General features: G+C 44.9%; 11 protein-coding genes. 7 read left to right on the top strand and 4 right to left on the bottom strand.

Annotated elements, in window-relative coordinates; translation table 11 throughout:
• Positions 1 to 335: 335 nt before the first annotated feature.
• Positions 336 to 3,134, bottom strand: a complete 2,799-nt coding sequence (gene glnE / locus Q0307_RS16485) for a bifunctional [glutamate--ammonia ligase]-adenylyl-L-tyrosine phosphorylase/[glutamate--ammonia-ligase] adenylyltransferase (protein ID WP_298662078.1) — start codon at positions 3,132 to 3,134, stop codon at positions 336 to 338.
• A 97-nt stretch (positions 3,135 to 3,231) separates the two neighbouring features.
• On the opposite strand from glnE, the gene Q0307_RS16480 reads away from it, so the two are divergent.
• The gene (locus Q0307_RS16480; RefSeq protein WP_298662076.1) at positions 3,232 to 4,386 is read left to right on the top strand and encodes a GNAT family N-acetyltransferase; all 1,155 of its coding nucleotides are present in this window, start codon (positions 3,232 to 3,234) and stop codon (positions 4,384 to 4,386) included.
• 1 nt (position 4,387) lies between these two features.
• Here Q0307_RS16480 and Q0307_RS16475 read toward each other — a convergent pair whose 3' ends face one another.
• The 3 genes from Q0307_RS16475 to Q0307_RS16465 form a co-directional block, all read right to left on the bottom strand.
• Positions 4,388 to 5,671 carry an N-acetylmuramoyl-L-alanine amidase gene (locus tag Q0307_RS16475; RefSeq protein WP_298662075.1) on the bottom strand — a complete coding sequence of 428 codons (1,284 nt, stop codon included), beginning with the start codon at positions 5,669 to 5,671 and terminating at the stop codon, positions 4,388 to 4,390.
• Positions 5,672 to 5,823: 152 nt separating this feature from the next.
• The gene (gene tsaE / locus Q0307_RS16470; protein ID WP_298662073.1) at positions 5,824 to 6,246 is read right to left on the bottom strand and encodes a tRNA (adenosine(37)-N6)-threonylcarbamoyltransferase complex ATPase subunit type 1 TsaE; all 423 of its coding nucleotides are present in this window, start codon (positions 6,244 to 6,246) and stop codon (positions 5,824 to 5,826) included.
• On the bottom strand, positions 6,243 to 7,724 hold the full coding sequence (locus Q0307_RS16465; RefSeq protein ID WP_298662070.1) for an NAD(P)H-hydrate dehydratase: 1,482 nt from the start codon (positions 7,722 to 7,724) through the stop codon (positions 6,243 to 6,245). Before Q0307_RS16465 ends, tsaE begins: the two co-directional genes overlap by 4 nt.
• Here Q0307_RS16465 and queG point away from each other — a divergent pair.
• The 6 genes from queG to Q0307_RS16435 all read left to right on the top strand — a co-directional run bounded on the left by queG (position 7,723) and on the right by Q0307_RS16435 (position 12,336).
• On the top strand, positions 7,723 to 8,802 hold the full coding sequence (queG, locus tag Q0307_RS16460; RefSeq protein WP_298662069.1) for a tRNA epoxyqueuosine(34) reductase QueG: 1,080 nt from the start codon (positions 7,723 to 7,725) through the stop codon (positions 8,800 to 8,802). The two genes, Q0307_RS16465 and queG, sit on opposite strands and share 2 nt — an antisense overlap.
• Positions 8,803 to 8,942: 140 nt before the next feature.
• Positions 8,943 to 9,281 (top strand): hypothetical protein, encoded by a 339-nt coding sequence (locus Q0307_RS16455; RefSeq protein WP_298662067.1) that lies wholly within the window; start codon positions 8,943 to 8,945, stop codon positions 9,279 to 9,281.
• A gap of 166 nt (positions 9,282 to 9,447) precedes the next feature.
• Positions 9,448 to 10,086, top strand: coding sequence for a pyridoxamine 5'-phosphate oxidase (gene pdxH / locus Q0307_RS16450; RefSeq protein ID WP_298662065.1), 639 nt, complete (start codon positions 9,448 to 9,450; stop codon positions 10,084 to 10,086).
• A gap of 115 nt (positions 10,087 to 10,201) precedes the next feature.
• Positions 10,202 to 11,047 carry a DUF3298 and DUF4163 domain-containing protein gene (locus Q0307_RS16445; protein ID WP_298662063.1) on the top strand — a complete coding sequence of 282 codons (846 nt, stop codon included), beginning with the start codon at positions 10,202 to 10,204 and terminating at the stop codon, positions 11,045 to 11,047.
• A complete protein-coding gene (locus tag Q0307_RS16440; RefSeq protein ID WP_298662061.1) occupies positions 11,044 to 11,673 on the top strand; it encodes a M15 family metallopeptidase in 630 nt (209 codons plus the stop codon). Before Q0307_RS16445 ends, Q0307_RS16440 begins: the two co-directional genes overlap by 4 nt.
• A 24-nt stretch (positions 11,674 to 11,697) precedes the next feature.
• Positions 11,698 to 12,336, top strand: coding sequence for a precorrin-8X methylmutase (locus Q0307_RS16435; RefSeq protein WP_298662060.1), 639 nt, complete (start codon positions 11,698 to 11,700; stop codon positions 12,334 to 12,336).

The following is a 12,336-nucleotide window of genomic DNA, read 5'->3' as shown; positions in this document are numbered from 1 at the left end:
TGCAGGGCTGATTAATCGAATGGTGACTCACTCTTGACTTTCGCTAGAGGTCTAAAGTATGCAAATTTACCCCTCTTAAGAAAATCTGTTGATTTTTCTCATTTAGGATATTTTGGCCACTTACTTTTAAAAAACCAGTAGGTGCAGACGCTAAAACTATTGGCGACTGAATACTCAAAAAAACTAGATTTATAGTAACCAAGCAAAACTTACATAACACTTTAAGATAGACCAATTTATTCCTAATAGCGATGTACTTACTAATAAATCCCTTTAAAACACTCATACTAGCACTTAAGCTCATATCTCACTCCCACAACTACTCATAAATAATCTCAGCCCCCTAAGTATTTCAGCCAGATTGCTTTGATATAGTCACGTTCTTCAATGAAATATTCAGCACTAACAGTGGCGGACTCTTCTTGTAATGCATGCTTATGTGTATGATTCCGCAGGCTACGATAAATATCCTGCAAGCGGCTCACTTCATGTGCGCTTAGGATATTAGCCTTACGTAGTGAATCTAATTGGCGAATATTATCGCTCCATTCGACCAAGGCATGGTGCTGATGCGCATGTGCGAGAATCAGATATTGCACAATAAACTCAATATCAGTAATGCCACCTAGATCTTTTTTCACATTAAAGACTTTCTGATCTTTACTGCCTAAAGCATCCCACATTTTCTGGCGCATATTCACTACTTCTTGCCGCAACTGCTCAGTATCGCGGGGCTGGCAGAGAATTTCATGGCGAATCGATGCAAATTGCTGACGCAACTTAGAGCTACCCGTGATCATTCGCGCCCGCAACAGGGCTTGATGCTCCCAAATCCAAGCTTTTTCTAATTGATACTGGCGGAAAGCTTCAGCGCTAGTCACTAATAAACCCGAAGCACCACTGGGACGTAAACGGGTATCGGTTTCATATAAGCGTCCATCATGGGTAAAGGTAGACAGTGCATTGATGATTTTCTGCGCTAATCGGGCAAAAAAGACCGGGCTTTCGAGCGGTTTCTCGCCGTTCGTAAACTGCTGTTCGCCACAACTATCATGCAAAAACACAAGATCTAAATCTGAGCCATAGCCCAGCTCAATGCCGCCTAATTTACCGTAAGCTACAATAGCCATACTCGCATCCTGTTTTACCCCATTCAGGACATATTGCGGAATTCCTGACTTAGCCGTCATGGTTTGCCAAACATGCTGGGTCGTTTCTTCCAATATAGCTTCCGCAATCCAAGTAAGCTGATCGGAGACAATCATCAAAGGTAATTTGCCAGTAATGTCCGCCGCCGCCACCCGCAAGACTTGAGCCTGCTTAAACTGACGTAAGCGCTCCAGCACTAAACCAGTATCTTCAGGCTCAACATTACCTAAAACTTGTTTAAGCGCGATACCTAATTCCTGCCGATTGAGCGGGCGATAGAGTTGACGGGTATCTAGCAGGGCATCAAGCAAAATTGGATGCTGAGTGAGTTGGGCGGTAATCCAGACACTGGCATGCACCAGTTTCACGAATTGCTCTAAAGCCCCCGGATGATCAACGAGCATGACAATATAGCCGGAACGCCGCGCTATCGCATGAATCACGTGTAAACTACGGGTAAGCGCTTGAGCAGGATTAGTCTGGGTCGCGCAGACGGCTAAAAGCTCAGGCATTAAGCGATCTAAACGCGTGCGGGCTAGTTCAGTCAATGATTGATATAAGCGACTCGCGCGCAAAGTCTGAATCTGTTGCCAGCACTCAGCCTCAGGCTTTAAGCCCCAAGTAAGTAGCAGCTTACAGGCATGATCTTCATCCATATTTCCTTGCCAGAGTTGCATCAATGCCTGATTTGGGTCTTCGTCCGGCTTATCTTCCTCCCCGTCCACTGCAAAAATACGCTTAAAGATTAGGCTCACTTGTTCACGATGTACATCTAAAACTTGCATGAAGCTTGGCCAATCGGCAAATCCTAAAGAAGCTGCCATAAATTGCTGCTGTTCAGGCTCAATCGGCAAAGCATGTGCTTGTTCATCTTTCCACATTTGTACACGATTTTCAGCGCGACGTAAGAAATAATAAGCCTCGCGTAAAATACGGGCATCTTCTATGCTTAATAAAGTCTGCTGCTCTAAAATAGCTAAAGTTTTTAACAGATTGCGCTCTTGTAAGGTACGCTCACGTCCACCCCGCATCAATTGGAATACTTGAGCCGTAAATTCAATTTCGCGAATCCCACCTTGACCGAGTTTGACATCTTGTTGCTTGCCTTTGCGCAAGGCTTCCCGATTGATCATGAGCTTCATTTCGCGCAATTGCTCAATTGAGCCGTAATCTAAATAGCGGCGATACACAAAGGGTCGTAAGCGCTCCATCAGCTCTTGACCGTCTTGCACCTTGCCTGCCATCGCCCGCGCTTTCACCATCGCGTAGCGCTCCCACTCGCGCCCGTGGGTTTGGTAATAATGCTCCATCGCATCGAAGGATAAAGCTAAAGCGCCCACCTCACCAAAGGGGCGTAAACGCATATCGACCCGATAGGCAAAGCCATCCCCCGTCACTTGACCCAAAGTATTAATCAGTTTTTGCCCAACACGGGTGAAAAAGGTCTGATTGTCTAAACTACGTCGGCCATCGGTTTCACCTGCTTCAGGGAAGGCAAAAATCAAATCAATATCGGAGGAGAAATTCAGTTCACGTCCGCCCAGTTTACCCATGCCTAGAACCAGCATACTTTGCGGTACACCAGCACGGTTTAAGGGCTGGCCGTGTTTAGTCACTAGCGCTTGCTGCCACCAATCCAAGACACTACCGACTAAAGCATCAGCCAGATCAGAAGTGGTCTGTAAGGTTTCCACCAAATCAGCCGCTGCAGTTAAATCCCGCCAAGCAATGCGCACGGTTTCACGATGGCGAATTTGCCGCACTGCTTTTAATAAGCTTGGTTCATCCTTGATGGCTGCTATCTCTGCAGCAATCTTGTCGATCAATTCACCTTGTTGATACGGATAGCTGCTCAGTAGTCCATCTAGCCATTCGGGAAAACGAGTTAATTGCTCTTGGAGATAAGGGCTAGCATTTAAGGCTAATTCAGCCTTAGTGCGTAAATCAGTAGGAAAACGGGCTAAGAGAGCAGGCGCAATGGGCATTGATTTATTCTCCTCGTTTTAAGAGCGGCTCAAGGTTAATTGTATTACTTTTTCCGCAGACATTGGCGGTAGTGCTAGCAATTGGCACAATATCACTATGCATATTCAAATCATTTCTAATTTAGATCAAGTTTCACGCAGCGCATGGAACGCTTTAGTGCAGGATAATAATCCCTTTGTACGCCATGAGTTTTTAGCTGCTTTGGAACATCATAGCTGTGTGAGTAGCCAATTCGGTTGGCTACCACGGCATATTGCGGTCTATGAAGGCGATAAATTAATCGGTGCAATGCCTTTGTATGAAAAATACAACTCCTATGGGGAGTTTGTGTTTGATCATGCTTGGGCAGAAGCTTATAAGCGTCACCAACTCCGCTATTACCCTAAATTAGTGTCGGCGATTCCTTATACACCGGCGAGTGGGCAACGTTTATTAGCAAAATCAGGGCAAGAGGCTGAAATTTATCCCATCTTGTTAGCCAGCGCTTTGCAGCTTGCTGAAACTTTGGAAGCGAGCGGGTTGCATTGGCTCTTTCCTTTAGCGGAAGAACAAGATTGGCTTAGCCAACAGCAGCTCTTTACCCGCCATGATTGCCAATTTCATTGGCGGAATTTCGGCTATCAGAGTTTTGATGCTTTTCTTGATACCTTCAGCTCGAAAAAGCGCAAAAATGTTAAGCAAGAGCGCCGTAAAGTGCAGGAGGCTGGGGTCGAGCTACGGATTTTGGATGGGTATACAGCAACAGCCACTGATTGGGAGCGCTTCGCTTTCTTTTATCAGCATACCTTTGAAAGTAAATGGGGCATTCCAACTTTAAATGAAGGCTTTTTCAAAGAAGTGGCTGCTAACTTACCTGATCAAGTCATTCTAGTGATGGCCGATAAAAATGGAGAATGTATTGCTGGTTCATTAATGTTTCGTAGTGCTACGCGGCTGTATGGCAGGCATTGGGGCTGCACGGAATATTTCGATAGTCTGCATTTTGAGGCCTGTTACTATCAAGGAATTGAATATTGCATTCAGCACAAGCTGCAGGTATTTGAGCCGGGCGCACAAGGCGAGCATAAAGTACCGCGCGGCTTTATTCCCACTTTAACGCGCTCCAGTCATTGGCTTGCCAGCCCAGCGTTTCAGCAAGCCGTGCGCCAACATACCTTATATGAACAGCGCTCGGTAGCGGATTATATGCAGAGTGTTTATGCACATCTGCCTTATCGAGAAGATTTTGTAGCCAAACACCTTAAGCTGTGAATTAACCTAAGGAGTCATCCACTTGTGCATAATCTGCGGTGTCGGCATCAGCAGAATAGCTACTACGGCGACTAGTCGGATGATAAACACGCTGATAACTACGTACCCCTTTAAAAATCGCATCCGCTAATTGATGCTGATAATCTACATTGCGCAGACGCTGCTCTTCAGCCGGATTACTAATAAATGCTGTTTCCACCAACATGGAAGGAATATCAGGCGCTTTCAAGACCACAAAACTCGCACTCTCTACTTGTGGACGCAGCGGATTGCTCACAGAGGATAATTCTCGCAGGGTACGCTTTGCTAAAGACAAGCTCCGATCCATGGTAGCGTTTTGGCTTAGGTCTAACAGAATCGACGCAATTTTGTCGCTATTCCCAGCTAAACGTACATTACCTAAACGTAATTCATAGGAGTTTTCACTATCAGCTAATAAGCGCGCGGCTTCACTTGAAGCTCCATGTTCTGAGAGAATATACACGGAGGAACCATGTAAATTCGCCCGATTATTCGCGTCAGCATGGATTGAGATAAACAAATCAGCATTGTTGCGCCGAGCAATTTCCGTGCGCTCACGCAAATCTACGTAGCGATCATCACTACGCGTCAAAACGGCACGCATGCCGGGTGCACCATTGATGCGAGCTTTAAGTTTCTTTGCAATAGCTAAAACCACATCCTTTTCTTGAGTACCGCCACGACCAATCGCACCGGGGTCATGCCCACCATGTCCCGGATCGATCGCTACCACGAAACTGGCGCGGCTGGAGGGAGCGGGATCTTCATCTTCAGGCACTGCTTCTTGGCTACTCGCTTTCTCTGCTTGACGACGGCGACGTGAGTTAGTACTGCCCGCCTTATTCGTCATACTTAGAGTTAAAATATTATCGCCACCAGACTTGCTCATCTGCGCATCGAATGTCACAGAATTAGCCATGTCTAATACAACCCGTAACTTGCCATCATCGCGCACTGCATAGCGAATGGCTTGTAAAGGTGGACGATCGTGGCGACCTTGCTTGAGATTTCCATCTAAATCAGTTTGATAGAGGTCAATAACAACCCGCTCCGGGTCGCTTAGGGTAAAGATTTTATATTTGACCGGAGCACTCAAGAGCAAGGAGACATTTAATGCGTTGGCATTACCCGATAATTTTGCTCCCACTAATCTACCACGTGGGGCTGCCCATAATTGACCGGTCACCAAGCCACTACTCAGTATGCCCGAGGCAACGGCAAGCTTTAAAAGAAAATTTCGACGTGTCAGATATTGGTTTTGCATGATTTTTAGACCCAGCCAGCCTTCGAATGATCACTGAGGAATAGACAATTCGTCGCAGAGCAAAGATTACGGTATGCTCACATACTAACTTGCAACGAAATTTTTTCAAGTATTTTTTTATGAATACTTTTTAAGTAATTGAAATTATTGAATTAAGTGTATTCTAAATAAGCAGTTCTTCCCGCTAAATGCTGTTGAAGAGTAATTTGTAAATCAGCCTTTGGAATATAAGCCCCACCCTTGTCTGGCCATTCAAGGATACAAAGTGCATCTTGATCTAAATAATCCCGAATACCCATATATTCTAACTCTTCTGGATCAGCTAGCCTATATAAATCAAAGTGATAGATAGTTCGATTGATTAGATCATACGGCTCGACCAAGGTATAAGTAGGGCTTTTGACTGTCCCTTGATAGCCAAGTTCCCTTAATAAGCCACGAACTAAAGTGGTTTTTCCAGCTCCTAAGTCACCTTGCAATTTAATAATGCCACTTGAGGGGAATTGCTGCGCAATGTTAGCACCTAAAGCAAGGGTAGCAGCTTCATCTGCGAGATAAATTTCTGAGTGATTCATGGGTTAACCCAACTACGTAAGCTATTGATTAGATCGCTGGCTAGCATACCACGCTCACCTTGCTTAGCCGCTTCATCCCCAGCCAAGGCATGTAGTAACACGCCAACACAAGCAGCTTCCCATAAATTTAAACCTTGGCCGACCAAGCTGGTAATAATCCCTGTCAATACATCACCCATACCTGCCGTTGACATCCCCGGATTACCTGCTAAACAGATCGCGACTTGCTGTTCATTAGCAATCAAACTCCCCGCTCCTTTGAGCACAATCACGCCACCGTATTTTTGCTGCAATGCGTGAATAGCAGTGAAACGATCTTGTTCAATTTCTTGGGTACTACAACCTAATAAGCGTGCTGCCTCAGCAGGGTGTGGAGTTAGAATCCAGTTGGAACGCAACTGTGGCGCTTGTGCTAACAGATTTAAAGCATCGGCATCTAAGACTAAGGGTACATCGGTTTTTAGTGTATTCGCCCAAATAACTTGAGCTAAAGCGGTTTTCCCTAAGCCTGGTCCTAAGCCTACCACTGTTTTTCCCATTAAGAGTTCATCGAGGTCACTTGGTTGTAAAGCAGCAACCATTAACTCAGGGCGAGTGAGGTTCAACCATGCGGCATGGGTGGGGTCAGTACCTAAGGTCACTAAACCACTGCCCGTGCGTAAAGCCGCCTCACCTGCTAAGCGAATTGCCCCCGCCATGCCTGCTTGTCCACCAATGAGTAAGACATGCCCAAACTTACCTTTGTGCGCACACCGTGCCCGCTTAGGTAGCCGTTGAGTTAATAAACGAGTGGAAAGCGTAGACGTGTGCGCAGGGACTTGTTGCAGAACCGTAGATGGCAAAGCTAAATCAGCCAGTACTAAATCGCCTACATAATCACGTGCTTGACCGGTTAATAAACCTTGCTTTAGACCAATGAAAGTGACCGTCAGAGCAGCCTTCACCGCTACACCAAGAGGCTGCCCAGTATTACCGTTTAAGCCAGAAGGTATATCGACTGCAATAACCGGCTTGGGATAAGCATTCATGGCTTCAACTGCTATCGCAAACTCCGCTTGTAAGGGACGCGTTAGACCAGTGCCGAATAGAGCATCGACCAATAAATCGGCACATGGCAATTCACCAGTGAAGGCCTCAACTTGACCACCAGCCACTAAATAATCTTGATAGGCTGTGTGAGCGTCGCTCTGTAGCTGATTCGGAGTACTCACGGCTAATACCAATACCATCCAACCAGCTTCTCGTGCCAAACGAGCTAGCACATAGCCATCCCCTGCATTATTACCAGCTCCACAAACAATGCAAACTGAGTGGGCTTGCGGGTAATGCTCCATAATGGCTGCAAATAAAGCATTCGCAGCACGCTGCATGAGTTCATAACCCGGAATACCCTGTTCTTGAATGGCAATACGATCTAACTCACGTACTTGCTCAATGGTGTAAACTGGGAGTTTGTCAGAAAAACTGCTAAGCAACATGCCTGTAGATGATCCTAAAAAAGCTGCCTTAAGCGCTGATATTAGCGCTAAATTATCTGTATGGGGAGCAGAACTCGGTTTTGATGCACTAGGGATTAGTTCGATTGATTTGTCGAGTGCCGAACAAAAACTTTGGACTTGGCTAGAGCAAGGGTATCACGGTGACATGGATTGGATGCAACGGCATGGTACGAAACGCAGTCGCCCTGAAGAACTAGTCGAAGGGACTTTATCTATTATTAGTGTGCGGATGAATTATTGGCCAGAAGCCAGTGCACCTGCGGAGTTGGTCTTGAATCATCCTGAACTGGCCTATATTTCGCGTTATGCCTTAGGACGCGACTATCATAAAGTCTTGCGCCAACGCTTAGAAAAACTGGCTCAACGCTTAGAAACTGAAGTAGGTAGTTTGCATTATCGAGTGTTTGTGGATAGCGCACCTGTATTAGAAAAACCTATTGCAATAAAAGCAGGGTTAGGTTGGTTAGGTAAACATACAAATTTGCTTAATCGTAGCAGTGGTTCTTACTTTTTTCTTGGTGAGATTTATACTGATTTACCTTTAATAGAAACGGGTGAGGTGGCTGAGCACTGTGGGTCTTGTAGTGCATGCATGAGTATTTGCCCTACCCAAGCGATTATTCAGCCTTACGTATTAGATGCTAATCGCTGTCTTTCCTATTTGACAATTGAATATGCAGGTCCAATTCCGCTAGAGTTTCGCTCCCTAATGGGTAATCGTATTTATGGCTGTGATGATTGCCAATTAATTTGCCCGTGGAATCGTTTTGCCACTATCAGTCAGGAGACTGATTTTAAAATCCGTCACCAATTAGATAATGCCTATTTAATTGAATTATTTGTTTGGGATGAGGCAGAGTTTTTAGAAAAAATGGCCGGCAGCCCCATCCGTCGGATAGGCTATGAGCGCTGGCTACGCAATCTGGCAGTAGCTCTAGGTAACGCTCCTAGGCAGCTTCGCACTCAACAAGCTTTACTAGCCAAACTAGAACAGCCTATTAGCTTTTTAGTGCGGGAACATATTGAATGGGCTTTGGATCAATATGCAAAAACTTAAATTTTGAAATGAAACTTCCCTTAATCTCTTAATTAAAGCCAATTATCCAAAGAACCATCCATTCATCCAAATGATGGATGCATAAAGAAAAATTCTCTGCCACCATAAGCTTATACAAACCCAAACAGACCCAAAACATCATGAAAGCAATAAGAATAAGACCGTCAAAACGGCTGATGTTGCTAGTGTTGGCTAGCCAGCTATTAGTAGGCTGTTCCAGCATTCAAAGCAGTCCCGTTTACCAAACCTGGGAGCGACAAGCTTACGCAGCCTATCATATAAGCCTACCCGGCCCAGAAGATGGCATCGTGCCAAATTTTTTTAGAACGGTTGCTGTTCCGGGGATGCAAGTAGCTCCTCAGCGCTCAGTGCCACAAGCGTATGCCATAGCACGCAATAGCAGCCCTCAACCCCTATCTGCGTCCTTAGTCGTACCAATGCAAGAACAACAGTATATTGCTGATTTTTATGGTTTATAAAGTTTACTCGTGTTGTTAGCCCCTAGAGTCCAGCCTGGACTCCTATTGGCGCAAAGGTTCTAGCCCTTCCTTTGCGCTTTTTTAGCCAGACCTCGTGTCTGGCTTTTTTATTTATGTGTTCTAAGCGCTATAATAAAGCCTGACTTTAAGCGCTAAGGGACTCAGCATGGATATCGGAGCTTTACGACGCGAATACACGCAAGCAGGACTCAACAAGGCTAATCTAGCAGCTAATCCTTTTTCACAATTTGAAACTTGGTTTCAACAAGCCAATCAAGCACATATCACTGAGGTCAATGCCATGCAGATTGCCACCTCGACAGCTCAAGGCAAACCCAGTTTACGCACCGTCTTATTGAAGGCCTTTGATGAGCAAGGTTTTGTATTTTATACCAATTACCATAGTCAGAAAGCGCAACAAATCACCGAAAACCCACAAGTGGCGGCACTATTTTTTTGGAAAGAATTAGAGCGTCAAGTTGAAATCACGGGTCGGGTTGAAAAAGTGTCTACGCTTGAATCGCTAAAGTACTTTACTAGCCGCCCACGTGGCAGTCAGCTAGGCGCTTGGGTTTCAGCGCAAAGCTCCATTATTAGTTCACGTAAATTGCTAGAAGCCAAGCTCGAAGAAATGAAGCTAAAATTCAGCCATGGCGAGATTCCATTGCCTGATTTTTGGGGTGGCTTTCGCATCATTCCAGACACGGTGGAGTTTTGGCAAGGTCGTCCGAATCGACTTCATGATCGTTTTGAATACCGGCTTACTGAGCAAAATAGCTGGCAAATTGAGCGTCTATCCCCTTAGATTAAGAGTCTAGCTCAGTATGTTTTTTAGCTTCGCAAGCCTAAGTATCTTTGATACTCTAGACTATCTGTTGGTGTTCATATCACTGACAGCACCATTATAAGCGAGAATATTTATGCGAGTGCCCTTTTTGCCAATGCTTTTGTTGGCATCTGTTCTATCTGCTTGTGATAGTGGCAACCCAGTTGCAAACGACACTGCGAATGCTTCCTCCTTAGGTATTAGTTATCAAATGCGCGAATTTAAGCGCCAAGGTGGGGCTAAATGCCCGAGCGCAACGATCCGGATTAAACCCGAGGATGTTTTGTGCGCATTGGTACGCTTTAGCTATCCAGAAATTAGCTCCGATACTAAGCCTGAATTAGCCAGCAAAATGAATGAGCTGATTAAGCATCAGCTTCTAGATACGATTGACGGTGCACCTAGTCAAACCACTGTTCCCCAAACAATAGAGGCTTTTGCAGATAACTTCATTCAAGATTATCAGAATGATGTGAATAATTTCTCTAGCTGGGAAATCGAGCGCAAAATCAAAGTGGTTTACAATACCAATACCTTACTCACTTTATTGTTTGAGGAGTTTGGTTTTACAGGTGGTGCACATCCCTTTAATGGCAGCCGATTTATTGTACTGAATTTAGCCACGGGCAACCCAGTGACTTTGGATGATCTAATGAACCCCGGCTATGAAGCCGCTTTAAATGTAGAAGGTGAACGTGCTTTCCGTGAAGCGCGCCAGCTCGCTGAACATTCTAGCCTTGAGGAAGATGGTTTTACTTTTGTGAATAATGCTTTTGTCTTGAATGATAATTACGGCGTGAATAGAGATGGCTTAAGCTTTATTTTCAATAGTTATGAAGTCGCGCCTTACGTGATGGGGCCTACAGAATTCACGATTCCTTACGAAGATATTAGTTCCCTGATTCGCACGGATGGCTTATTAGGCAGTAAAGTGAAGTGACCACAACATCTTTGCCAACGGGTTTTGTGCGTTTATCGGCGTATGCACCAGCCATTATTCGCGACCTACGCTACTTTGGAAGTAATAATTTTCTAGGGGAGACGGTTGATGGCTATCTGAACAATGAGGCCATCCTCACCACTGCAGCGGCTAAAGCCTTAGTACAAGTGCAAACTACTTTGTTGGAGTTTGGTTTAGGCTTAAAGATTTTTGATGCCTATCGCCCACAACGTGCGGTAGCGCATTTCTTACGCTGGGAGCATAAGCCCGAAGATCGGGCGATTGCTGCACGTTTTCATCCTGATTTGAGCAAAACAGAGTTATTTGCCCAAGGCTATATTGCTAAACGTTCTAGCCATATGCGTGGCAGTACGGTCGATTTAAGTTTAGTCAATTTACAAAATCCAGCGCATCCAGAACTGGATATGGGCACTGAATTTGATTTCTTTGGCAAAGCCTCCGCTCCCGACTATCCCAAGCTTACCCCAGAGCAACGTGCCAATCGTTTACTTTTAAAATTAGTCATGGAACGCTATGGTTTTCAGGGCTTCGGCCTAGAGTGGTGGCATTTTACGCTGCGTCACGAACCTTATCCGCATCAATACTTCGACTTTGTCGTCCAATAAAGCGAGCTAGGTAATAGCACAATCATGCAATATATTCGCGACCCCGAGAAAATCGAGGTGCAAATCTGGGATCGTATCCGCGAGTTGAGTGATTTCTCAGAGTTAAGTACTGATCAGCAACAAATTGTCTTGTATTTAATTCGTGCTTGTGGTGAGCCTTCCTTGGCACAGCGAGTTAAATTCAGCCCACATGCCATCGAAGCAGGCAAAAAAGCTATCAAGAAATATGCCTATATGCTCTATGACCATGACATGCTCGGCGGCAATTTAGATAGTAGTTTGCTCTATCAAGAACCATTATGTTTTATTAATAAATCATCTGTTATTTCTATGGCAAAAAGCACTAAACAAACTCGTGCTATGACTGCTGTAGATTTATGGAAACCTTATTTAAAAAATAGCATTACAGTGTTTGGTTACTCTAGTACTGCTTTATGTCGCTTATTAGAACTGTTAAAACAAGGGGAGGTAGAAAAACCTTCTTTAATTATTGCTATGCCTTCAGGTTTTATTAACACTGAATATGGAAAAGAAGTTCTACAAGAAAGTTACGATGAATTAGGTGTCGAATATATTTTAATTGAGGGGCGTTGGGGGGGGATTATGTTTGCGGCAGCGGCAGTCAATGCCCTCTTGAGTATTCAACAAGGCATTTATCGTTAA

Origin of the sequence: uncultured Thiothrix sp. (assembly GCF_937873765.1) — a bacterium.
GTDB lineage: Bacteria > Pseudomonadota > Gammaproteobacteria > Thiotrichales > Thiotrichaceae > Thiolinea.
Note: the sequence above shows the minus strand (reverse complement) of the source record. Positions and strands in the feature narration are given on the sequence as shown.